Raw genomic sequence first — 21,693 nt, forward strand, 5'->3', positions numbered from 1 at the left:
CGACCATTCAAGGCGTACAGAACCACTCTCAGGAGGACCCCCGTGGCGAAGGCGAAGTTCGAGCGGACTAAGCCGCACGTCAACATCGGCACCATCGGTCACATTGACCACGGTAAGACGACCCTCACGGCCGCCATTACCAAGGTGCTGCACGACAAGTACCCGGACCTGAACGCGGCCTCGGCCTTCGATCAGATCGACAAGGCTCCTGAGGAGCGTCAGCGCGGTATCACCATCTCCATCGCGCACGTCGAGTACCAGACCGAGGCGCGTCACTACGCCCACGTCGACTGCCCGGGTCACGCGGACTACATCAAGAACATGATCACGGGTGCCGCGCAGATGGACGGCGCCATCCTCGTGGTCGCCGCCACCGACGGCCCGATGCCGCAGACCAAGGAGCACGTGCTCCTGGCCCGCCAGGTCGGCGTTCCGTACATCGTCGTCGCCCTGAACAAGGCCGACATGGTGGACGACGAGGAGATCCTGGAGCTCGTCGAGCTCGAGGTCCGTGAGCTCCTCTCCGAGTACGACTTCCCGGGCGACGACCTGCCGGTCGTCCAGGTCTCCGCGCTGAAGGCGCTCGAGGGTGACAAGGAGTGGGGTGACAAGCTCCTCGGCCTGATGGACGCCGTGGACGCCGCGATCCCGACCCCGCCGCGTGACACCGACAAGCCGTTCCTGATGCCCGTCGAGGACGTCTTCACGATCACCGGTCGTGGCACCGTCGTCACCGGCCGCATCGAGCGTGGTGTCCTGAAGGTCAACGAGACCGTCGACATCATCGGCATCAAGCAGGAGAAGACCACCACCACGGTCACCGGCATCGAGATGTTCCGCAAGCTGCTCGACGAGGGCCAGGCCGGTGAGAACGTCGGTCTGCTCCTCCGTGGCATCAAGCGCGAGGACGTCGAGCGCGGCCAGGTCATCATCAAGCCCGGTTCGGTCACGCCGCACACCGAGTTCGAGGCCGCCGCGTACATCCTGTCGAAGGACGAGGGTGGCCGTCACACCCCGTTCTTCAACAACTACCGCCCGCAGTTCTACTTCCGTACCACGGACGTGACCGGCGTCGTGACCCTCCCCGAGGGCACCGAGATGGTCATGCCGGGCGACAACACCGACATGACGGTCGCGCTGATCCAGCCGGTCGCCATGGAGGAGGGCCTGAAGTTCGCCATCCGTGAGGGTGGTCGTACGGTCGGCGCCGGCCAGGTCACCAAGATCACGAAGTAATTCGTGTTCTGACCTGGTAGCTCGCGCGAGCGGGCACCATGTTCGACAGGAGGGCCCCTTCCCCACCGCTCCGGCGGCGGGGGAGGGGCCCTTCGTCGTACCCGCCGGGACGACCCCCGTAAAGACGGGATAAAGGCCCTGTGAGAGGCTCCGCAGCAGATCACGTACAGCGGGAGCGTTCAGGGTGGGAAGCATGGACCGGCAGGGCCGGCAGGGTGACGGCGTACCGGAGATATCCGACGAGGAGCGGGAGCGGGCCGCCCGCCGCCGGTTCGGCCGCGCGCCCAGGCCGGTGCGCAACGATCCGCCGGGATGGCGGACCGGGCCGGCCTGGCGGGAGATGGAGGGCCGGGGCCGGGGCGAGCGTCGGCTCAAGGCCGCGGCGGCGATCGCCGTCATCGCGGGGCTCGCGCTGGTCGCCCTGCGGCCCGAGCTGGTCATCGACAGGCTCACGGGGAAGGCGCACGCCCGCCAGGAGGCCCGGGACGCCGCTCCGCTGCCCGCGGAGTCCGTACGTCCGACGGCGGCCCCGGACGAGACCCACCCGGACCGGCCGACCCTGAAGGAGCCCTTCCGCGGCTCGCCGGCCGCGCAGTGGGCGGAGGGCGCCGCCGCGATCGAGGTACCGGCTGCCGCAGCCGTGAACGGGGTGCCCGCGGGGGAGGTCGCCGAGGGGCTGGCGCTGGCGAAGCGGTTCCTGGTGGCGGCCAATCTGGACCCGGCCGTCCTGAGGGGCGAGCGGCCCACGGCGGCGCTGGACCTGCTGGACCCCGAGGACACCGAGCGGCGCCAGGACACCGCGGAGGCGTACGAGCACCCGAGCCGGGAGCACGACCCGCTGGAGCTGTTCACCCGCTACGACCCGGCCGAGCTGAAGCCGGTGGGCGAGGTGGTCAAGGTACGCGGCCGCATGTGGGTGGAGGCGGGGGAGAAGCCCGGCCAGGCCGACGTGAAGGTGGACTACAGCTTCGTCTACCCGTTCGTGAAGATCGGCGGGAACCCGGAGGACGTCGCCCGGACCGTCGTCCGCCGCGAGGCCACCTTTCAGCTCTTCCGCGGGCGGGAACGGGGCGGCCAGGGCCGGCTGTGGCTGTACGGGGCCGCGCAGGACATCGCCAACAGTGACTGCGGCCGGCGCGACGGCTACCTGCACCCGCGTTTCTTCTCGGACGCGCAGGACAGCGGACCGAGGGCTTCCGGCACCCCGGTGGACCCGTACGACCGTTCCAAGAGCATCGGCGCCGACCCGGCGGAGGGCTGCGGGACCGCATCCCGCTCCTGACCAGGGATCCCCATCGCGCGGCGCGGTTTGACGTGATCGCGCGGAGGGGTATTCTCTTCGGCCCGATTGGCCAGGTGCGTGTCTCGTATGGCAGACTACTCAAGTTGCTCGGCTGTGTGCCGATGCTGCGCGCCTCCCGCCGGGGGGACCGGAAGCGAGTCCCACAGTACTCGTCGTCCTTAATCTGCCTCTCGGGGCAGCAATGAGGGCGGACGTACGGGAATCTTCTGGGAAGTGTCAGCACGGTGCCCACCAGGCACTCGGTGGGTGTTTCTCCCCCGATGCGCGGTCAAGGACCGCACCCCCTTGGACAGGGAATTTCCGTATGGGAATTTTCTCGGAGGGAGTGCGACACGCCCGACCGCGTGGGTCGGAGGAGAGACTGCGGAACCCCGTTCCGCAGCCGGCCGGGAGCCAGAGCGTTTCCATACAGAGACAGGACTACGGAGTAGCCATGGCGGGACAGAAGATCCGCATCCGGCTCAAGGCCTACGACCACGAGGTCATCGACTCCTCGGCGAAGAAGATCGTCGAGACGGTGACGCGCACTGGTGCGTCGGTCGCGGGCCCGGTGCCGCTGCCCACTGAGAAGAACGTGTACTGCGTCATCAAGTCGCCGCACAAGTACAAGGACTCGCGCGAGCACTTCGAGATGCGCACGCACAAGCGCCTGATCGACATCCTCGACCCGACGCCCAAGACCGTTGACTCGCTGATGCGCCTGGACCTTCCGGCCGGCGTTGACATCGAGATCAAGCTCTGAGAGGCGCGGAGAAGATGGCAAAGCAGATCAAGGGCGTCCTGGGCGAGAAGCTCGGCATGACCCAGGTCTGGGACGAGAACAACCGTGTCGTCCCGGTGACCGTCGTCAAGGCCGGGCCCTGTGTCGTTACCCAGGTCCGTACCAATGACACCGACGGCTACGAGTCGGTCCAGATCGCCTTCGGCGAGATCGACCCGCGCAAGGTGAACAAGCCCCTCAAGGGCCACTTCGCCAAGGCCGACGTGACCCCCCGCCGCCACCTGGTGGAGCTGCGTACCTCCGACGCGAGCGAGTACACGCTCGGCCAGGAGATCACCGCCGCTGTGTTCGAGTCCGGCGTCAAGGTTGACGTCACGGGCAACAGCAAGGGCAAGGGCTTCGCCGGTGTCATGAAGCGCCACAACTTCCGGGGCCTCGGCGCCGGTCACGGTGTGCAGCGCAAGCACCGCTCCCCCGGTTCGATCGGTGGCTGCGCCACCCCTGGGCGTGTCTTCAAGGGCATGCGCATGGCCGGTCGCATGGGTAACGAGCGCGTCACCACCCAGAACCTGACCATCCACGCGGTTGACGCGGAGAAGGGTCTGCTCCTCATCAAGGGCGCGGTCCCCGGTCCGAACGGCGGCCTCGTCCTGGTCCGTACCGCGGCCAAGGGGGCTTGAGGTAATGAGCACCATTGACATCCTTTCGCCGGCAGGCGACAAGGCCGGTACCGTCGAGCTCCCCGCGGAGATCTTCGACGCGAAGACCAGCGTTCCGCTGATCCACCAGGTCGTCGTCGCCCAGCTGGCCGCTGCCCGTCAGGGCACGCACAAGACCAAGACCCGTGGCGAAGTCCGTGGTGGTGGCAAGAAGCCTTACCGCCAGAAGGGCACCGGCCGCGCCCGTCAGGGTTCGACCCGCGCTCCGCAGTTCGCCGGCGGTGGCGTCGTCCACGGCCCGCAGCCGCGTGACTACTCGCAGCGGACCCCCAAGAAGATGAAGGTCGCCGCCCTCCGCGGTGCCCTCTCGGACCGTGCGCGTCACTCCCGCATCCACGTCGTCACCGGCGTGGTCGAGGGTGCCGCCTCCACGAAGGCCGCCAAGACGCTGTTCGGCAAGATCTCGGAGCGCAAGAACCTGCTCCTGGTCGTCGAGCGTGCCGACGAGGCCGCGTGGCTGTCCGCCCGCAACCTGCCCCAGGTTCACATCCTGGAGCCGGGCCAGCTGAACACGTACGACGTGATCGTCTCTGACGACGTGGTCTTCACCCAGGCCGCGCTCGAGTCCTTCGTGTCTGGCCCCAAGGCCGATGAGACCGAAGGGAACGAGGCCTGATGTCTGAGGCGACCGTTACCAGCAAGACCTTCACCGACCCGCGCGACCTGCTGATCAAGCCGGTCGTCTCGGAGAAGAGCTACGCGCTGCTGGACGAGAACAAGTACACGTTCATCGTCGCGCCCGGCGCCAACAAGACCCAGATCAAGCAGGCCGTCGAGGCGGTCTTCTCGGTCAAGGTCACCGGGGTCAACACGATCAACCGTCAGGGTAAGCGCAAGCGCACCAAGACCGGTTTCGGCAAGCGCGCCAACACCAAGCGCGCCATCGTGACCCTTGCCGAGGGCAACCGTATCGACATCTTCGGCGGCCAGGCCTCCTAACGGAGGTCTAGTCGTCCGGAATCGGACGAGGACTGAGAAATGGGTATCCGCAAGTACAAGCCGACGACCCCGGGCCGTCGTGGCTCCAGCGTCGCCGACTTTGTCGAGATCACGCGGTCCACGCCGGAGAAGTCGCTGGTCCGCCCGCTGCACAGCAAGGGCGGCCGTAACAACACCGGTCGTGTGACCGTTCGCCACCAGGGCGGTGGCCACAAGCGCGCCTACCGCGTGATCGACTTCCGTCGTCACGACAAGGACGGCGTGCCGGCCAAGGTCGCGCACATCGAGTACGACCCCAACCGCACCGCGCGCATCGCGCTGCTGCACTACGCCGACGGCGAGAAGCGCTACATCATCGCGCCGCGCGGTCTGCAGCAGGGTGACCGGATCGAGAACGGCCCGACGGCCGACATCAAGCCGGGCAACAACCTCGCGCTGCGCAACATCCCGGTCGGTACGACCATCCACGCCATCGAGCTGCGTCCCGGCGGCGGTGCGAAGTTCGCCCGCTCCGCGGGTGCCTCCGTGCAGCTGCTCGCGAAGGAGGGCGTGATGGCCCACCTCCGCATGCCGTCCGGTGAGATCCGTCTCGTCGACGCGCGCTGCCGCGCCACGGTCGGCGAGGTCGGCAACGCCGAGCAGTCGAACATCAACTGGGGCAAGGCCGGCCGCATGCGCTGGAAGGGCGTCCGCCCGACCGTCCGCGGTGTCGCGATGAACCCGGTTGACCACCCGCACGGTGGTGGTGAGGGCAAGACCAGTGGTGGTCGCCACCCGGTCTCCCCGTGGGGTCAGAAGGAGGGTCGTACTCGCTCGCCGAAGAAGGCTTCGAGCAAGTACATCGTCCGCCGCCGCAAGACGAACAAGAAGCGCTAGGAGCGGGTTTAGATGCCGCGCAGTCTCAAGAAGGGACCCTTCGTCGACGACCACCTCGTAAAGAAGGTGGACGCTCAGAACGAAGCCGGTACCAAGAACGTCATCAAGACCTGGTCCCGCCGCTCGATGATCATCCCCAGCATGCTGGGTCACACGATCGCGGTGCACAACGGCAAGACCCACGTCCCGGTGTTCGTCACCGAGTCGATGGTCGGCCACAAGCTCGGCGAGTTCTCGCCGACTCGCACCTTCCGCGGCCACGTCAAGGACGACCGGAAGTCGAAGCGCCGCTAACGCGGGGTGGTTACGACTATGACTAACACCGAAGGGACAACCATGGAAGCCAGGGCCCAGGCGCGGTACATCCGCGTCACGCCCATGAAGGCCCGCCGAGTGGTGGACCTCATCCGTGGCATGGATGCCACGGAGGCTCAGGCGGTCCTGCGTTTCGCCCCGCAGGCCGCGAGCGTGCCGGTCGGCAAGGTGCTGGACAGCGCCATTGCCAACGCCGCGCACAACTACAACCACCCGGACGCCTCCACGCTGGTCATCAGCGAGGCGTACGTGGACGAGGGCCCGACCCTGAAGCGGTTCCGTCCGCGTGCCCAGGGCCGTGCCTACCGGATCCGCAAGCGGACCAGCCACATCACCGTGGTCGTCAGCAGCAAGGAAGGTTCCCGGTAATGGGCCAGAAGGTAAACCCGCACGGGTTCCGACTCGGCATCACCACCGACTTCAAGTCGCGTTGGTACGCCGACAAGCTGTACAAGGACTACGTCAAGGAAGACGTCGCCATCCGTCGGATGATGACGTCCGGCATGGAGCGCGCCGGCATCTCGAAGGTTGAGATCGAGCGCACCCGTGACCGCGTGCGTGTGGACATCCACACCGCTCGTCCCGGCATCGTCATCGGCCGCCGTGGCGCCGAGGCCGACCGCATCCGCGGTGACCTCGAGAAGCTCACGGGCAAGCAGGTCCAGCTGAACATCCTCGAGGTCAAGAACCCCGAGCTCGACGCTCAGCTCGTTGCCCAGGCCGTTGCCGAGCAGCTCTCCTCCCGCGTCTCCTTCCGTCGTGCCATGCGCAAGAGCATGCAGGGCACCATGAAGGCCGGCGCCAAGGGCATCAAGATCCAGTGTGGCGGCCGTCTCGGCGGCGCCGAGATGTCCCGCTCCGAGTTCTACCGCGAGGGTCGTGTGCCGCTGCACACGCTGCGCGCGAACGTGGACTACGGCTTCTTCGAGGCCAAGACCACCTTCGGCCGGATCGGCGTGAAGGTCTGGATCTACAAGGGCGACGTCAAGAACATCGCCGAGGTTCGCGCCGAGAACGCTGCGGCCCGTGCGGGTAACCGCCCGGCCCGTGGTGCCGGCGCTGGCGACCGTCCCGCCGGCCGTGGTGGCCGTGGTGGCGAGCGCGGCGGCCGTGGTGGCCGCAAGCCGCAGCAGGCTGCTGGTGCCGAGGCCCCCAAGGCCGACGCTCCCGCCGCCGCTCCGGCTGAGAGCACCGGAACGGAGGCCTGACCGACATGCTGATCCCTCGTAGGGTCAAGCACCGCAAGCAGCACCACCCGAAGCGCAGCGGTATGGCCAAGGGCGGTACTGAGGTCTCGTTCGGCGAGTACGGCATCCAGGCGCTCACCCCCGCCTACGTGACGAACCGCCAGATCGAGGCGGCTCGTATCGCGATGACCCGCCACATCAAGCGTGGCGGCAAGGTCTGGATCAACATCTACCCGGACCGCCCGCTGACGAAGAAGCCGGCCGAAACCCGCATGGGTTCCGGTAAGGGTTCCCCCGAGTGGTGGATCGCGAACGTGCACCCGGGCCGGGTCATGTTCGAGCTGTCCTACCCGAACGAAAAGATTGCGCGTGAGGCCCTCACTCGTGCGGCCCACAAGCTGCCGATGAAGTGCCGGATCGTCAAGCGCGAGGCAGGTGAGTCGTGATGGCGACGGGAACCAAGGCGTCCGAGCTCCGCGAGCTCGGCAACGAGGAGCTCGTTGCCAAGCTTCGCGAGGCCAAGGAGGAGCTGTTCAAGCTCCGTTTCCAGGCGGCCACCGGCCAGCTGGAGAACAACGGCCGGCTCAAGTCCGTCCGTAAGGACATCGCTCGCATCTACACCCTGATGCACGAGCGTGAGCTCGGTATCGAGACGGTGGAGAACGCCTGATGAGCGAGAACAACGTGACTGAGAAGACCGAGCGCGGTTTCCGCAAGACCCGTGAGGGTCTGGTCGTCAGCGACAAGATGGACAAGACCGTCGTCGTCGCCGTCGAGGACCGTGTGAAGCACGCGCTGTACGGCAAGGTCATCCGCCGTACGAACAAGCTCAAGGCGCACGACGAGCAGAACGCTGCCGGCGTCGGCGACCGCGTCCTCATCATGGAGACGCGTCCGCTGTCGGCGAGCAAGCGCTGGCGCATCGTCGAGATCCTCGAGAAGGCCAAGTAATCACTTGAAGGGGTAACCCTTCAGGTTCGTTCCGCCAGGCTCGGCCGGGGCTTCCTTCACTGGAGCCCCGGCCGGGAACCGGCAGACAAACAGGAGATAGACGTGATCCAGCAGGAGTCGCGACTGCGTGTCGCCGACAACACTGGTGCCAAGGAGATCCTTTGCATCCGTGTTCTCGGTGGCTCCGGTCGCCGCTACGCGGGCATCGGTGACGTCATCGTCGCCACCGTCAAGGACGCGATCCCCGGTGGCAACGTGAAGAAGGGTGACGTCGTCAAGGCGGTCATCGTTCGCACCGTCAAGGAGCGCCGCCGCCAGGACGGCTCGTACATCCGCTTCGACGAGAACGCCGCCGTCATTCTGAAGAACGACGGCGACCCTCGCGGCACCCGTATCTTCGGCCCCGTCGGCCGTGAGCTGCGCGAGAAGAAGTTCATGAAGATCATCTCGCTCGCGCCGGAGGTGCTGTAAGCATGAAGATCAAGAAGGGCGACCTGGTCCAGGTCATCACCGGTAAGGACAAGGGCAAGCAGGGCAAGGTCATCGCGGCCATGCCCAGCGAGAACCGTGTCCTGGTCGAGGGTGTCAACCGGGTCAAGAAGCACACCAAGGCTGGGCAGAACCAGGCCGGCGGCATCGTGATCACCGAGGCCCCCGTCCACGTGTCCAACGTCCAGCTGGTCGTGGAGAAGGACGGCAAGAAGGTCGTCACCCGCGTCGGTTACCGCTTCGACGACGAGGGCAACAAGATCCGCGTTGCCAAGCGCACGGGTGAGGACATCTGATGGCTACCACTCCGCGTCTGAAGACGAAGTACCGCGAGGAGATCGCGGGCAAGATGCGTGAAGAGTTCTCCTACGAGAACGTCATGCAGATTCCCGGCCTCGTCAAGATCGTCGTGAACATGGGTGTCGGCGACGCCGCCCGTGACTCGAAGCTGATCGACGGCGCCATCCGCGACCTGACGACGATCACCGGTCAGAAGCCGGCCGTCACGAAGGCCCGCAAGTCCATCGCGCAGTTCAAGCTGCGTGAGGGTCAGCCGATCGGCTGCCACGTCACCCTCCGTGGTGACCGCATGTGGGAGTTCCTGGACCGTACGCTGTCGCTCGCGCTGCCGCGTATCCGTGACTTCCGCGGTCTGTCGCCGAAGCAGTTCGACGGCCGTGGCAACTACACCTTCGGTCTCACGGAGCAGGTCATGTTCCACGAGATCGACCAGGACAAGATCGACCGTACCCGGGGTATGGACATCACCGTGGTCACCACGGCGACCAACGACGCTGAGGGCCGCGCGCTCCTTCGTCACCTCGGCTTCCCCTTCAAGGAGGCGTAAGCGAGATGGCGAAGAAGGCTCTCATCGCGAAGGCTGCCCGCAAGCCCAAGTTCGGTGTGCGTGCGTACACCCGCTGCCAGCGCTGCGGTCGTCCCCACTCCGTGTACCGCAAGTTCGGCCTGTGCCGCGTGTGCCTCCGTGAGATGGCTCACCGTGGCGAGCTGCCGGGCGTGACCAAGAGCTCCTGGTAAATCCCTTCACCCTTTGGGGTGTTGAGGTTTTCCAGACGCTCTCGGTAAGTATCTGGGCCGGTGGAGGCCCAGCCCCCATGCCGTAGGCTAGTGGGGTTGGGCGTCCACCGCCCGTCGACTTACTACGCCGTAGGTCCCCGCGCCGCACCCGTCCCGCCTCTGTGTGGGGAGAGGGATGGCGCATACAGGAAACCCCGGCGAGAGAGGCCGAAGGCCGATTCATGACCATGACTGACCCGATCGCAGACATGCTCACTCGTCTGCGTAACGCAAACTCGGCGTACCACGACTCCGTCGTGATGCCGCACAGCAAGATCAAGTCGCACATCGCGGAAATCCTCAAGCAGGAGGGTTTCATCACCGGCTGGAAGGTCGAGGACGCCGAGGTTGGTAAGAACCTCGTCCTCGAGCTGAAGTTCGGTCCGAACCGCGAGCGCTCGATCGCCGGCATCAAGCGGATCTCGAAGCCGGGTCTGCGTGTCTACGCGAAGTCCACCAACCTGCCGAAGGTCCTCGGCGGCCTGGGCGTGGCGATCATCTCCACGTCCCACGGTCTCCTGACCGGCCAGCAGGCGCAGAAGAAGGGCGTGGGTGGGGAAGTCCTCGCCTACGTCTGGTAGTCGGGAACGGAGGAATAGCTATGTCTCGTATCGGCAAGCTCCCCATCCCGGTTCCCGCCGGCGTGGACGTCACCATCGATGGCCGCACGGTCACCGTCAAGGGCTCCAAGGGCTCCCTGACGCACACCGTCGCCGCCCCCATCGAGATCGTTAAGGGCGAGGACGGCGTTCTGAACGTCACCCGTCCGAACGACGAGCGTCAGAACAAGGCCCTCCACGGCCTGTCCCGCACGCTGGTGGCCAACATGATCACCGGTGTGACCACGGGATACACCAAGGCGCTCGAGATCAGCGGTGTCGGTTACCGCGTCGCCGCGAAGGGCTCCGACCTGGAGTTCCAGCTCGGTTACAGCCACCCGATCCTGGTGGAGGCGCCCGAGGGCATCTCCTTCAAGGTCGAGTCGCCGACCAAGTTCTCGGTCGAGGGCATCGACAAGCAGAAGGTCGGCGAGGTCGCCGCCAACATCCGCAAGCTGCGGAAGCCCGACCCGTACAAGGCCAAGGGCGTCAAGTACGCGGGCGAGGTCATCCGCCGCAAGGTCGGAAAGGCTGGTAAGTAAAGCCATGGCATACGGTGTGAAGATCGCCAAGGGCGACGCTTACAAGCGGGCCGCCAAGGCCCGCCGCCACATCCGCATCCGCAAGAACATGTCGGGTACGGCGGAGCGTCCGCGCCTCGTCGTGACGCGTTCGAACCGCGGCATCACCGCTCAGGTGATCGACGACCTCAAGGGTCACACCCTGGCGTCGGCGTCCCACCTGGACGCGTCGGTCCGTGGTGGCGAGGGTGACAAGTCCGCGCAGGCCAAGCAGGTCGGCGCCCTGGTCGCCGAGCGCGCCAAGGCTGCCGGTGTCGAGGCCGTCGTGTTCGACCGTGGTGGCAACCGATACGCCGGGCGCATTGCCGCTCTGGCTGACGCCGCCCGCGAAGCCGGGCTGAAGTTCTAAGCCCCGGTTCCGGGACTAACGGACGTAACAGAGAGAGGTAATCCAATGGCTGGACCCCAGCGCCGCGGTAGCGGTGCCGGTGGCGGCGAGCGGCGGGACCGGAAGGGTCGCGACGGTGGCGCTGCCGCCGAGAAGACCGCTTACGTTGAGCGCGTTGTCGCGATCAACCGCGTCGCCAAGGTTGTCAAGGGTGGTCGTCGCTTCAGCTTCACCGCGCTCGTCGTGGTGGGTGACGGTGACGGCACCGTAGGTGTCGGTTACGGCAAGGCCAAGGAAGTTCCCGCGGCCATCGCCAAGGGCGTCGAGGAAGCCAAGAAGAACTTCTTCAAGGTTCCCCGCATCCAGGGCACCATCCCGCACCCGATCCAGGGCGAGAAGGCGGCCGGCGTTGTCCTGCTGAAGCCTGCTTCCCCCGGTACCGGTGTTATCGCCGGTGGCCCGGTGCGCGCCGTTCTGGAGTGCGCCGGCGTTCACGACATCCTGTCGAAGTCGCTCGGCTCCGACAACGCGATCAACATCGTGCACGCGACCGTGGAGGCCCTCAAGGGCCTGCAGCGTCCCGAGGAGATCGCGGCTCGCCGTGGTCTGCCGCTCGAGGACGTCGCTCCCGCGGCCCTGCTTCGTGCGCGCGCTGGGGCGGGTGTCTGATGGCCCGCCTCAAGATCACGCAGACGAAGTCGTACATCGGCAGCAAGCAGAACCACCGCGACACCCTGCGTTCGCTCGGGCTCAAGCGCCTGAACGACGTGGTCGTCAAGGAGGACCGCCCCGAGTTCCGCGGCATGGTGCACACCGTCCGCCACCTCGTGACGGTTGAGGAGGTTGACTAATCATGGCTGAGAACAGCCCGCTGAAGGCCCACAACCTCCGTCCCGCCCCCGGCGCCAAGACCGCGAAGACCCGTGTGGGTCGCGGTGAGGCGTCGAAGGGTAAGACGGCTGGTCGTGGTACGAAGGGTACGAAGGCCCGCTACCAGGTTCCGCAGCGCTTCGAGGGTGGGCAGATGCCCCTCCACATGCGCCTGCCGAAGCTGAAGGGCTTCAAGAACCCGTTCCGCACCGAGTTCCAGGTCGTGAACCTGGACAAGCTCGGTGCCCTCTACCCCGAGGGTGGAGAGGTCACGGTGGCCGACCTGGTCGCCAAGGGCGCGGTTCGCAAGAACAGCCTCGTCAAGGTCCTGGGCCAGGGCGAGATCTCCGTGGCGCTGACGGTTTCGGTTGACGCCGTTTCCGCCTCCGCCAAGGAGAAGATTGCCGCCGCCGGCGGCACTGTGACCGAGCTCGTCTAAGACGAACTTTGTGACAAATAGCGAGTAAAACCCGACCGGGGATGCCTCACATATGGGGCATCCCCGGTCGGTCGTTCCACGGGGGGCGCAGTCGCCGGTAAGGTGGCCTGCACCTTTGCTTGTACGTATTCGTCGATCCCTCAGACCGTCACCTCTGACGCAGTAGCGCGGGGGTCGCAGGAGGCACCGTGCTCACCGCGTTCGCCCGGGCGTTCAAGACGCCCGACCTGCGCAAGAAGCTGCTCTTCACGCTCGGCATCATCGTGCTGTATCGGCTCGGGTCCCACATCCCGGTACCCGGCGTGAGCTACAAGAACGTTCAGATCTGTGTGGACCAGATGGGGAGCAGCAACAGCCTCTTCGGTCTGGTCAACATGTTCAGCGGCGGTGCGCTGCTGCAGATCACGATCTTCGCGCTCGGCATCATGCCGTACATCACCGCGAGCATCATCCTGCAGCTGCTGACCGTGGTCATTCCGAAGCTGGAGAACCTCAAGAAAGAGGGACAGGCCGGCACCGCGAAGATCACCCAGTACACGCGTTATCTGACGGTCGCCCTCGCGATCCTGCAGGGCACCGGCCTGGTCGCCACCGCGCGGACCGGCGCCCTGTTCGGCACCTGCCCGGTCGCTCGCGAGATCGTCCCGGACCGCTCGATCTTCACCACGATCACCATGGTGATCACCATGACCGCCGGTACCTGCATCGTCATGTGGCTCGGTGAGCTCATCACCGACCGCGGCATCGGCAACGGCATGTCGATCCTGATGTTCATCTCGATCGCGGCCGGCTTCGTCACCGCTCTCTGGACGATCAAGCTCCAGGGCAAGATCGCTGATGGCTGGGTGGAGTTCGCCGTCGTCATCCTCGTCGGACTCGCGATGGTGGCCCTGGTGGTCTTCGTCGAGCAGGCCCAGCGCAGGATCCCCGTCCAGTACGCGAAGCGCATGATCGGCCGCCGTGCCTACGGCGGCACGTCCACCTACATCCCGCTCAAGGTGAACCAGGCCGGTGTCATCCCGGTCATCTTCGCCTCGTCGCTGCTGTACATCCCGGCCCTGATCGTGCAGTTCAGCGGCTCGACCGCGGGCTGGGCGACCTGGATCCAGAAGCACTTCGTCAAGGGCGACCACCCGTACTACATCGCCGCCTACTTCCTCCTGATCGTCTTCTTCGCGTTCTTCTACGTGGCGATCTCGTTCAACCCCGAGGAAGTTGCTGACAACATGAAGAAGTATGGTGGGTTCATCCCGGGCATCCGCGCCGGCCGGCCTACCGCTGAGTACCTGAGCTACGTACTCAACCGGATCACCTGGCCGGGGTCGCTGTACCTGGGTCTCATCGCTCTAGTGCCGACAATGGCGTTGGCCGGCTTCGGAGCGAACCAGAACTTCCCGTTCGGCGGGACGAGCATCCTGATCATCGTGGGTGTGGGTCTGGAAACCGTGAAGCAGATCGAGAGCCAGCTCCAGCAGCGCAACTACGAAGGGTTCCTCCGCTGATGCGAATCGTCCTCGTCGGACCCCCCGGGGCGGGCAAGGGAACGCAGGCCGCGTTCCTCGCCAAGAACCTGTCGATCCCGCACATCTCCACGGGCGACCTCTTCCGCGCCAACATCAGCCAGGGCACGGAGCTGGGTGTGCGCGCCAAGGCGTTCATGGACCGCGGTGAGCTCGTCCCGGACGAGATCACCATCGGCATGGCCAAGGACCGCATGGAGCAGCCGGACGCCGCGAACGGCTTCCTGCTCGACGGCTTCCCGCGCAACGTCGCCCAGGCCGAGGCCCTGGACGAGATGCTGACCGGTGCCGGCATGAAGCTGGACGCCGTCCTCGACCTGGAGGTCGAGGAGGACGAGGTCGTCAAGCGCATCGCCGGCCGTCGCATCTGCCGTCAGGACTCCGCGCACGTGTTCCACGTGATCTACGCGGCGCCCAAGGTCGAGGGCGTCTGCGACAAGTGCGAGGGCGAGCTCTACCAGCGCGACGACGATTCCGAGGCCACGGTCCGTAATCGGCTGGAGGTCTACCACACGCAGACCGAGCCGATCATCGACTACTACAAGGCCCAGGGTCTGCTGGTGACCATCTCCGCCCTCGGCGAGGTGCACGAGATCACCAAGCGGGCGATGGACGCCCTGAAGAAGTAGTCACCCCCCTGTTGTGCCGGTACGGCCGCGGTGTCCCTAGGGCATCGCGGCCGTACTGTTGAAACGACCCGTTTTCGAAGGTGGAAGGTCCCGTTCATGGTTCAGCTGAAGACCCCCGAGCAGATCGCGAAGATGCGCGAGGCAGGGCTGGTCGTCGCCGCGATCCACGCGGCGACCCGTGAGGCGGCCGTGCCGGGCGCCACGACGCGGGACCTGGACATGGTGGCCCGCAAGGTCATCGCGGACGCCGGGGCGAAGTCGAACTTCCTTGGCTACGGCGGTTTCCCCGCGACCATCTGCACGTCGGTGAACGAGGTCGTCGTCCACGGCATCCCGGACGACAAGACGGTCCTCAAGGACGGCGACGTCATCTCCATCGACGCCGGCGCCATCGTGGACGGCTGGCACGGGGACGCGGCGTACACGGCCTTCGTGGGCACCGGTCACGCTCCGGAGCTGGTCGAGCTCTCCCGGGTCACCGAGGAGTCGATGTGGGCCGGTATCGCGGCCATGAAGCTCGGCAACCGCCTCGTGGACATTTCGAAGGCGATCGAGGGTTACATCAAGCGCCAGCCGCGTCCCGCGACGGGCGACCACAGCCTCGGCCGGTTCGGGATCATCGAGGACTACGGCGGCCACGGCATCGGCTCCGAGATGCACATGGACCCGCACCTGCTGAACTACGTCTCGCGCAAGCGGGGCAAGGGCATCAAGCTGGTCCCGGGCCTGTGCCTGGCGATCGAGCCGATGGTGTCCCTGGGCACCGCCCAGACGGAGGTACTCGCCGACGACTGGACGGTCATCACGACGGACGGCACCTGGTCCTCGCACTGGGAGCACTCCGTGGCCCTCACGGAGGCCGGTCCCATCGTCCTGACCAGCCCCGACTGCGGCAAGGCGAAGCTCGCGGAGTACGGCGTCACGACGGCGCCGGACCCCCTCGGGTAGCCGCCGGTTAATGATCTAGACTCTGGGGCAAACTTTCCGGATTCGTCTTTCTGGGTGCCCTGACGTAGACTGACTCGTCGGCTTACGTGCATTCGCATGTCCGTCAGCCGATCAAGGTAGCCGATTCGAAAGGCGAAGCGTGGCCAAGAAGCAAGGTGCCATCGAGATCGAGGGCACCGTGATCGAGTCCCTCCCGAACGCCATGTTCAAGGTGGAACTCCAGAACGGTCACAAGGTCCTCGCGCACATCAGCGGCAAGATGCGGATGCACTACATCCGCATCCTTCCCGATGACCGGGTCGTTGTGGAGCTGTCTCCGTACGACCTGACGCGTGGCCGGATCGTCTACCGATACAAGTAGATCTTGCCCCCGCACCCCGCTCCGGCGCGGGTGGTGGCACTGACCCGGAGAACCTCACCCACATGAAGGTCAAGCCGAGCGTCAAGAAGATCTGCGACAAGTGCAAGGTGATCCGCCGTCACGGCCGGGTCATGGTCATCTGCGACAACCTGCGCCACAAGCAGCGCCAGGGCTGACGCACGCCGACCGACCTGCCTTCCGCAGTTCTTCGCGCGACGCAACAAAACGTACATACGCAGAGCCCGCCCAGCCCTGAGAGGGGCCGGCGGCACCTCCGGCGGGGGCCGGGGACCCGGACGTACCATCACCCACGAGGGTGGTCGGCGGTCGGGAGTGGTTCTGCGGAAGACCCCCGAACACACAGGAGCCATTGAATGGCACGCGTTTCCGGTGTTGACATCCCGCGCGAAAAGCGTGTGGAGATCGCACTCACCTACGTCTTCGGTATCGGGCGCACCCGGTCCAAGGAGATCCTCGCCTCCACCGGCGTGAACCCGAACACCCGCGTTCGTGACCTGGCCGAAGAGGACCTCGTCAAGATCCGCGAGTACGTGGACGCCAACCTCCGTACCGAGGGTGACCTCCGCCGCGAGATCCAGGGCGACATTCGCCGCAAGATCGAGATCCAGTGCTACCAGGGCATCCGCCACCGTCGTGGCCTGCCGGTGCACGGTCAGCGCACCAGCACGAACGCGCGTACCCGCAAGGGCCCGCGTCGCGCGATCGCCGGCAAGAAGAAGCCGGGCAAGAAGTAGTCCTGTTCAGCGGTCTTGCGCTGTAGGACCGACCACCTCCCGTAGGAGTAAGAGATGCCCCCCAAGGGTCGTCAGGGCGCTGCCAAGAAGGTGCGCCGCAAGGAAAAGAAGAACGTCGCTCACGGGCACGCCCACATCAAGAGCACGTTCAACAACACCATCGTTTCGATCACGGACCCGTCCGGCAACGTGATCTCCTGGGCCTCCGCCGGCCACGTCGGCTTCAAGGGCTCGCGCAAGTCCACCCCCTTCGCCGCGCAGATGGCCGCCGAGTCGGCCGCCCGCCGCGCGCAGGAGCACGGCATGCGCAAGGTCGACGTCTTCGTCAAGGGTCCCGGCTCCGGCCGTGAGACCGCGATCCGCTCCCTCCAGGCCACCGGCCTCGAGGTGGGTTCGATCCAGGACGTCACCCCCACCCCGCACAACGGCTGCCGCCCGCCGAAGCGCCGCCGCGTCTGACGCAGCGGACGCACCTGTGCGTTCTTGAGTGTCCGGGCGGTACGAACCCTTCGGGGGACGTACCGCCCGTACCCTTGTAAGTCCGCGGCCCCCGGGCCGCACCCGTCGGGCGTCAAATAGTGGGCGTCCACGACTGAAGGAACAGACATGCTTATCGCTCAGCGTCCTTCGCTGACCGAAGAGGTCGTCGACGAGTACCGCTCGCGGTTCGTGATCGAGCCGCTGGAGCCGGGCTTCGGCTACACCCTCGGCAACTCCCTGCGCCGTACCCTCCTGTCCTCCATCCCGGGTGCCGCTGTCACCAGCATCCGCGTGGACGGCGTCCTGCACGAGTTCACCACCGTGCCGGGCGTCAAGGAAGACGTCACGGACATCATCCTCAACATCAAGCAGCTGGTCGTCTCCTCGGAGCACGACGAGCCGGTCGTGATGTACCTGCGCAAGCAGGGTCCCGGCCTGGTCACCGCTGCCGACATCGCGCCCCCGGCCGGTGTCGAGGTGCACAACCCGGACCTGGTCCTCGCCACGCTCAACGGCAAGGGCAAGCTGGAGATGGAGCTGACCGTCGAGCGCGGTCGCGGCTACGTCTCCGCCGTCCAGAACAAGCAGGTGGGCCAGGAGATCGGCCGTATCCCGATCGACTCCATCTACTCGCCGGTTCTGAAGGTCACCTACAAGGTCGAGGCGACCCGAGTCGAGCAGCGCACCGACTTCGACAAGCTCATCGTCGACGTCGAGACCAAGCAGGCCATGCGCCCGCGCGACGCCATGGCATCCGCCGGCAAGACCCTGGTCGAGCTGTTCGGTCTGGCGCGCGAGCTCAACATCGATGCCGAGGGCATCGACATGGGCCCGTCCCCGACGGACGCCGCCCTGGCCGCCGACCTGGCGCTGCCGATCGAGGAGCTGGAGCTCACCGTTCGGTCGTACAACTGCCTCAAGCGCGAGGGCATCCACTCCGTGGGTGAGCTCGTGGCCCGCTCCGAGGCCGACCTGCTCGACATCCGCAACTTCGGTGCGAAGTCGATCGACGAGGTCAAGGCGAAGCTCGCCGGCATGGGCCTGGCCCTCAAGGACAGCCCGCCCGGGTTCGACCCGACCGCCGCGGCCGACGCCTTCGGCGCGGACGACGACGCCGACGCCGGCTTCGTCGAGACCGAGCAGTACTAAGAAATGACTTTCCCGGGGCATCCGCCCCGGGGGAACTGACACCGGTACCTGACACGGCCGGTGCAGATATGAAGGAGTAACACCATGCCGCGTCCCGCAAAGGGTGCCCGTCTGGGCGGCTCCGCCGCGCACGAGAAGCACCTTCTCGCGAACCTCGCGAAGGCGCTCTTCGAGCACGGCCGCATCACCACCACCGAGGCCAAGGCCCGCCGCCTGCGTCCCTACGCCGAGCGTCTGGTCACCAAGGCCAAGAAGGGCGACATCCACAACCGTCGCCTGGTGCTGCAGACGATCACGGACAAGAGCATCGTGCACACGCTGTTCACCGAGATCGCCCCGCGCTACGAGAACCGCCCCGGTGGTTACACGCGCATCACCAAGATCGGCAACCGTCGTGGCGACAACGCCCCGATGGCCGTGATCGAGCTGGTCGAGGCCCTCACGGTCGCCCAGCAGGCCACCGGCGAGGCCGAGGCCGCCACCAAGCGTGCGGTCAAGGAGGCCGAGGCTGCCGCCGAGGCCCCCGCCGCCGAGGAGACCAAGGAGGCCTGATCCCCCGGGATCACGCTTGCTTGATCGGCTCTGAACGGGCCCGCCCCTTCCCGGGGCGGGCCCGTTCTGCATTTCTGTGCGTCTGAGAGGATCTGTCACGTGAGTGACGAGGTGGAGCCCGGGCACGTCCGGGTACGGCTGGACCTGTCCTACGACGGCAAGGACTTCTCCGGCTGGGCGAAGCAGCGCACGCTGCGGACCGTCCAGGGCGAGCTGGAATCGGCCCTGAAGACCGTGATGCGGCTGCCCGAGCCGGTCGAGCTGACCGTCGCCGGGCGCACCGACGCGGGCGTGCACGCCCGCGGGCAGGTCGCCCAGTTCGACATCGACGGGGAGGTGTGGGCCGAGCACCACGACAAGCTGCTGCGCCGCCTCGCCGGCCGCCTCCCGCACGACATCCGGGTGTGGAAGGTCGCCGAGGCCCCCCAGGGCTTCAACGCGCGCTTCTCCGCCATCTGGCGCCGCTACGCCTACCGCGTCGGCGACCACCAGGGCGGAGTGGACCCGCTGCGCCGCGGGCACGTGCTGTGGCACCAGTGGCCGCTGGACGTGGACGCCATGAACGAGGCCTCCCGCGCGCTGCTCGGCGAGCACGACTTCGCCGCCTACTGCAAGAAGCGCGAGGGCGCGACGACCATCCGCACCCTCCAGGAGCTCAGCTGGGTGCGGGCCGAGGACGGCATCGTCACCGCGACCGTCCGCGCCGACGCCTTCTGCCACAACATGGTCCGCTCCCTGGTCGGCGCGCTGCTGCACGTCGGCGACGGGCACCGGCCCGTCGAGTGGCCCGGGCAGGTCCTGGCCGCGGCCGTACGGGACTCCTCGGTGCACGTGGTCAAGCCGCACGGGCTGACCCTGGAGGAGGTCGGCTACCCGGCGGACGAGCTGCTGGCCGCCCGCAGCAAGGAGGCGCGGAACATGCGCACCCTGCCGGGCAAGGGCTGCTGCTAGGTAAGAATCCCGTTTGGGTCCGGCGCCGCCGGACCGGGAGAATGCCCGGCATGGGACATCTCGAAGCCAGCCACCTGGAGTACTACCTTCCCGACGGGCGGGTCCTGCTCCCCGACGTCTCCTTCCGCGTGGGGGAGGGGTCGGTGGTGGCCCTGGTGGGGGCCAACGGCGCCGGCAAGACCACGCTGCTCAAGCTGATCTCCGGCGAGCTCCAGCCGCACGGCGGCGGGGTCACCATCAGCGGCGGCCTCGGCGTGATGTCCCAGTTCGTGGGCTCGGTGCGGGACGAGACGACCGTACGGGACCTGCTGGTCTCCGTGTCCCAGCCGCGGATCCGGGAGGCCGCGAAGGCCGTGGACCGGGCCGAGGAGCTGATCCTCACCGTCGACGACGAGGCCGCCCAGATGGCCTACGCCCAGGCGCTCAGCGACTGGGCCGACGTCCAGGGCTACGAGGCCGAGACCCTGTGGGACGTGTGCACGATGGCCGCGCTGGCCATCCCGTACGACCAGGCGCAGTTCCGCGAGGTGCGCACGCTCTCCGGCGGTGAGCAGAAGCGGCTCGTCCTGGAGGCGCTGCTGCGCGGGCCGGACGAGGTGCTGCTGCTCGACGAGCCGGACAACTACCTGGACGTCCCCGGCAAGCGGTGGCTGGAGGAGCAGCTGCGGGCCACCCGCAAGACGGTCCTGTTCGTCTCCCACGACCGGGAGCTGCTGACGCAGGCCGCTCAGAAGATCATCAGCCTGGAGGCGAGCCCGATGGGCTCCGACGTCTGGGTGCACGGCGCGGGCTTCGGCACCTACCACGAGGCCCGCAAGGAGCGCTTCGCCCGGTTCGAGGAGCTCAAGCGGCGCTGGGACGAGGAGCACGCCCGGCTGAAGGCCCTGGTGCTGCGGCTGCGCAACCAGGCCGCGAGCAGCCCCGACATGGCCTCGCGCTACCGGGCGATGCAGACCCGCTTCCAGAAGTTCGAGGAGGCCGGCCCGCCGCCGGAGCCGCCGCGGGAGCAGGACATCAAGATGCGGCTCAAGGGCGGCCGTACGGGCGTGCGCGCGCTGACCGTGGAGAACCTGGAGCTGACCGGCCTGATGAAGCCGTTCTCCCTGGAGGTCTTCTACGGGGAGCGGGTCGCGGTGCTCGGCTCGAACGGCTCCGGCAAGTCGCACTTCCTGCGGCTGCTGGCGGGCGAGGACGTCAAGCACACCGGTGACTGGAAGCTGGGCGCACGGGTGGTTCCCGGCCATTTCGCGCAGACCCACGCCCATCCGGAGCTGTTCGGCCGCACGCTCGTCGACATCCTGTGGACGGAGGCGGCCAAGCCCCTGGGCCAGGCGATGGGGGCGCTGCGCCGCTACGAGCTGGAGCGCCAGGCGGAGCAGCCGTTCGAGAAGCTTTCGGGCGGTCAGCAGGCGCGGTTCCAGATCCTGCTGCTGGAGCTGGCCGGTACGACGGCGCTGCTGCTGGACGAGCCGACCGACAACCTCGACCTGGAGTCGGCGGAGGCCCTGCAGGACGGGCTGGAGTCGTACGAGGGCACGGTGCTGTGCGTGACGCACGACCGCTGGTTCGCGCGCACATTTGACCGTTACTTGGTCTTCGGTTCAGACGGTGTTGTGCGCGAGACTCAGGAACCCGTCTGGGACGAACGTAGGGTCGACCGGAAGCGTTAGGGGGCCGACCTTCCCCGCGCGGGTCGAGGGGGAGGCGTCGTGGGGCTG

At 66.9% G+C, this 21,693-nt stretch carries 34 protein-coding genes; all 34 read left to right on the plus strand.

The genetic code is table 11. The annotated features are described in order from the left end of the window. Positions 1 to 42 precede the first annotated feature (42 nt). The 34 genes from tuf (at position 43) to AB0F18_RS04290 (ending at position 21,645) form a co-directional block, all read left to right on the plus strand. Positions 43 to 1,236 carry an elongation factor Tu gene (tuf, locus tag AB0F18_RS04125; RefSeq protein ID WP_362054844.1) on the plus strand — a complete coding sequence of 398 codons (1,194 nt, stop codon included), beginning with the start codon at positions 43 to 45 and terminating at the stop codon, positions 1,234 to 1,236. Positions 1,237 to 1,429: 193 nt separating this feature from the next. After that, complete coding sequence (locus AB0F18_RS04130) at positions 1,430 to 2,518, plus strand: hypothetical protein (RefSeq protein WP_362054846.1); 1,089 nt, start codon at positions 1,430 to 1,432, stop codon at positions 2,516 to 2,518. A gap of 454 nt (positions 2,519 to 2,972) precedes the next feature. Beyond that, positions 2,973 to 3,281 carry a 30S ribosomal protein S10 gene (gene rpsJ / locus AB0F18_RS04135; protein WP_003948644.1) on the plus strand — a complete coding sequence of 103 codons (309 nt, stop codon included), beginning with the start codon at positions 2,973 to 2,975 and terminating at the stop codon, positions 3,279 to 3,281. A 14-nt stretch (positions 3,282 to 3,295) separates the two neighbouring features. Beyond that, positions 3,296 to 3,940 carry a 50S ribosomal protein L3 gene (gene rplC, locus AB0F18_RS04140; protein WP_042812328.1) on the plus strand — a complete coding sequence of 215 codons (645 nt, stop codon included), beginning with the start codon at positions 3,296 to 3,298 and terminating at the stop codon, positions 3,938 to 3,940. Positions 3,941 to 3,944: 4 nt separating this feature from the next. Beyond that, on the plus strand, positions 3,945 to 4,595 hold the full coding sequence (gene rplD, locus AB0F18_RS04145) for a 50S ribosomal protein L4 (RefSeq protein ID WP_362054848.1): 651 nt from the start codon (positions 3,945 to 3,947) through the stop codon (positions 4,593 to 4,595). Next, positions 4,595 to 4,918: a 50S ribosomal protein L23 gene (gene rplW, locus AB0F18_RS04150; protein WP_007265901.1), complete on the plus strand. Its 324-nt coding sequence runs from the start codon at positions 4,595 to 4,597 to the stop codon at positions 4,916 to 4,918. Before rplD ends, rplW begins: the two co-directional genes overlap by 1 nt. Positions 4,919 to 4,957: 39 nt before the next feature. Then, positions 4,958 to 5,794: a 50S ribosomal protein L2 gene (gene rplB / locus AB0F18_RS04155; RefSeq protein ID WP_007265902.1), complete on the plus strand. Its 837-nt coding sequence runs from the start codon at positions 4,958 to 4,960 to the stop codon at positions 5,792 to 5,794. 12 nt (positions 5,795 to 5,806) lie between these two features. Continuing rightward, the gene (gene rpsS / locus AB0F18_RS04160; RefSeq protein ID WP_007265903.1) at positions 5,807 to 6,088 is read left to right on the plus strand and encodes a 30S ribosomal protein S19; all 282 of its coding nucleotides are present in this window, start codon (positions 5,807 to 5,809) and stop codon (positions 6,086 to 6,088) included. 42 nt (positions 6,089 to 6,130) lie between these two features. After that, positions 6,131 to 6,478: a 50S ribosomal protein L22 gene (gene rplV / locus AB0F18_RS04165; RefSeq protein WP_007265904.1), complete on the plus strand. Its 348-nt coding sequence runs from the start codon at positions 6,131 to 6,133 to the stop codon at positions 6,476 to 6,478. After that, positions 6,478 to 7,317, plus strand: coding sequence for a 30S ribosomal protein S3 (gene rpsC / locus AB0F18_RS04170; RefSeq protein WP_007265905.1), 840 nt, complete (start codon positions 6,478 to 6,480; stop codon positions 7,315 to 7,317). The genes rplV and rpsC overlap by 1 nt, the downstream gene beginning before the upstream one ends. Positions 7,318 to 7,322: 5 nt before the next feature. Continuing rightward, a complete protein-coding gene (gene rplP / locus AB0F18_RS04175; protein WP_007265906.1) occupies positions 7,323 to 7,742 on the plus strand; it encodes a 50S ribosomal protein L16 in 420 nt (139 codons plus the stop codon). Next, complete coding sequence (gene rpmC, locus AB0F18_RS04180) at positions 7,742 to 7,966, plus strand: 50S ribosomal protein L29 (RefSeq protein ID WP_007265907.1); 225 nt, start codon at positions 7,742 to 7,744, stop codon at positions 7,964 to 7,966. The genes rplP and rpmC overlap by 1 nt, the downstream gene beginning before the upstream one ends. Next, on the plus strand, positions 7,966 to 8,247 hold the full coding sequence (rpsQ, locus tag AB0F18_RS04185; RefSeq protein ID WP_030008467.1) for a 30S ribosomal protein S17: 282 nt from the start codon (positions 7,966 to 7,968) through the stop codon (positions 8,245 to 8,247). Before rpmC ends, rpsQ begins: the two co-directional genes overlap by 1 nt. A gap of 102 nt (positions 8,248 to 8,349) precedes the next feature. After that, complete coding sequence (gene rplN, locus AB0F18_RS04190) at positions 8,350 to 8,718, plus strand: 50S ribosomal protein L14 (RefSeq protein ID WP_003956455.1); 369 nt, start codon at positions 8,350 to 8,352, stop codon at positions 8,716 to 8,718. 2 nt (positions 8,719 to 8,720) lie between these two features. Further along, complete coding sequence (gene rplX / locus AB0F18_RS04195; RefSeq protein WP_079429301.1) at positions 8,721 to 9,032, plus strand: 50S ribosomal protein L24; 312 nt, start codon at positions 8,721 to 8,723, stop codon at positions 9,030 to 9,032. After that, positions 9,032 to 9,583: a 50S ribosomal protein L5 gene (gene rplE / locus AB0F18_RS04200; protein WP_358893649.1), complete on the plus strand. Its 552-nt coding sequence runs from the start codon at positions 9,032 to 9,034 to the stop codon at positions 9,581 to 9,583. The genes rplX and rplE overlap by 1 nt, the downstream gene beginning before the upstream one ends. A gap of 5 nt (positions 9,584 to 9,588) precedes the next feature. Continuing rightward, complete coding sequence (locus tag AB0F18_RS04205; protein ID WP_003956452.1) at positions 9,589 to 9,774, plus strand: type Z 30S ribosomal protein S14; 186 nt, start codon at positions 9,589 to 9,591, stop codon at positions 9,772 to 9,774. Between the two features lie 221 nt (positions 9,775 to 9,995). Next, complete coding sequence (gene rpsH / locus AB0F18_RS04210) at positions 9,996 to 10,394, plus strand: 30S ribosomal protein S8 (RefSeq protein WP_042812335.1); 399 nt, start codon at positions 9,996 to 9,998, stop codon at positions 10,392 to 10,394. A gap of 20 nt (positions 10,395 to 10,414) precedes the next feature. Next, entirely contained in the window at positions 10,415 to 10,954 is a 540-nt protein-coding gene (rplF, locus tag AB0F18_RS04215; RefSeq protein ID WP_042812337.1) for a 50S ribosomal protein L6, read from the plus strand. A gap of 4 nt (positions 10,955 to 10,958) precedes the next feature. Further along, positions 10,959 to 11,342, plus strand: a complete 384-nt coding sequence (rplR, locus tag AB0F18_RS04220) for a 50S ribosomal protein L18 (RefSeq protein WP_042812338.1) — start codon at positions 10,959 to 10,961, stop codon at positions 11,340 to 11,342. A 45-nt stretch (positions 11,343 to 11,387) separates the two neighbouring features. Beyond that, complete coding sequence (rpsE, locus tag AB0F18_RS04225) at positions 11,388 to 11,990, plus strand: 30S ribosomal protein S5 (RefSeq protein ID WP_007265914.1); 603 nt, start codon at positions 11,388 to 11,390, stop codon at positions 11,988 to 11,990. After that, positions 11,990 to 12,172 carry a 50S ribosomal protein L30 gene (gene rpmD / locus AB0F18_RS04230; protein ID WP_005313525.1) on the plus strand — a complete coding sequence of 61 codons (183 nt, stop codon included), beginning with the start codon at positions 11,990 to 11,992 and terminating at the stop codon, positions 12,170 to 12,172. The genes rpsE and rpmD overlap by 1 nt, the downstream gene beginning before the upstream one ends. 2 nt (positions 12,173 to 12,174) lie before the next feature. After that, positions 12,175 to 12,630, plus strand: a complete 456-nt coding sequence (gene rplO / locus AB0F18_RS04235) for a 50S ribosomal protein L15 (RefSeq protein ID WP_344163495.1) — start codon at positions 12,175 to 12,177, stop codon at positions 12,628 to 12,630. Between the two features lie 188 nt (positions 12,631 to 12,818). Further along, entirely contained in the window at positions 12,819 to 14,132 is a 1,314-nt protein-coding gene (gene secY / locus AB0F18_RS04240) for a preprotein translocase subunit SecY (protein WP_362054853.1), read from the plus strand. Then, on the plus strand, positions 14,132 to 14,779 hold the full coding sequence (locus AB0F18_RS04245; RefSeq protein WP_362054855.1) for an adenylate kinase: 648 nt from the start codon (positions 14,132 to 14,134) through the stop codon (positions 14,777 to 14,779). Before secY ends, AB0F18_RS04245 begins: the two co-directional genes overlap by 1 nt. A gap of 96 nt (positions 14,780 to 14,875) precedes the next feature. Next, positions 14,876 to 15,727, plus strand: coding sequence for a type I methionyl aminopeptidase (map, locus tag AB0F18_RS04250; protein ID WP_362054857.1), 852 nt, complete (start codon positions 14,876 to 14,878; stop codon positions 15,725 to 15,727). Between the two features lie 139 nt (positions 15,728 to 15,866). Continuing rightward, positions 15,867 to 16,088 (plus strand): translation initiation factor IF-1, encoded by a 222-nt coding sequence (gene infA, locus AB0F18_RS04255; RefSeq protein WP_003956442.1) that lies wholly within the window; start codon positions 15,867 to 15,869, stop codon positions 16,086 to 16,088. Between the two features lie 62 nt (positions 16,089 to 16,150). Further along, on the plus strand, positions 16,151 to 16,264 hold the full coding sequence (gene rpmJ / locus AB0F18_RS04260) for a 50S ribosomal protein L36 (protein ID WP_003956441.1): 114 nt from the start codon (positions 16,151 to 16,153) through the stop codon (positions 16,262 to 16,264). 198 nt (positions 16,265 to 16,462) lie between these two features. Next, a complete protein-coding gene (gene rpsM / locus AB0F18_RS04265) occupies positions 16,463 to 16,843 on the plus strand; it encodes a 30S ribosomal protein S13 (protein WP_007265919.1) in 381 nt (126 codons plus the stop codon). 54 nt (positions 16,844 to 16,897) lie between these two features. Further along, positions 16,898 to 17,302 carry a 30S ribosomal protein S11 gene (rpsK, locus tag AB0F18_RS04270; RefSeq protein ID WP_003956432.1) on the plus strand — a complete coding sequence of 135 codons (405 nt, stop codon included), beginning with the start codon at positions 16,898 to 16,900 and terminating at the stop codon, positions 17,300 to 17,302. A gap of 147 nt (positions 17,303 to 17,449) precedes the next feature. Continuing rightward, positions 17,450 to 18,472: a DNA-directed RNA polymerase subunit alpha gene (locus AB0F18_RS04275; RefSeq protein ID WP_215023456.1), complete on the plus strand. Its 1,023-nt coding sequence runs from the start codon at positions 17,450 to 17,452 to the stop codon at positions 18,470 to 18,472. A gap of 84 nt (positions 18,473 to 18,556) precedes the next feature. Then, a complete protein-coding gene (rplQ, locus tag AB0F18_RS04280; RefSeq protein WP_045945293.1) occupies positions 18,557 to 19,024 on the plus strand; it encodes a 50S ribosomal protein L17 in 468 nt (155 codons plus the stop codon). A gap of 99 nt (positions 19,025 to 19,123) precedes the next feature. Further along, positions 19,124 to 19,975 (plus strand): tRNA pseudouridine(38-40) synthase TruA, encoded by an 852-nt coding sequence (gene truA, locus AB0F18_RS04285; protein ID WP_362054859.1) that lies wholly within the window; start codon positions 19,124 to 19,126, stop codon positions 19,973 to 19,975. Positions 19,976 to 20,016: 41 nt separating this feature from the next. Continuing rightward, complete coding sequence (locus AB0F18_RS04290) at positions 20,017 to 21,645, plus strand: ATP-binding cassette domain-containing protein (protein ID WP_362054861.1); 1,629 nt, start codon at positions 20,017 to 20,019, stop codon at positions 21,643 to 21,645. Positions 21,646 to 21,693 lie beyond the last annotated feature (48 nt).

It is taken from the genome of Streptomyces sp. NPDC029216, from assembly GCF_040648015.1.
Classification (GTDB): domain Bacteria; phylum Actinomycetota; class Actinomycetes; order Streptomycetales; family Streptomycetaceae; genus Streptomyces.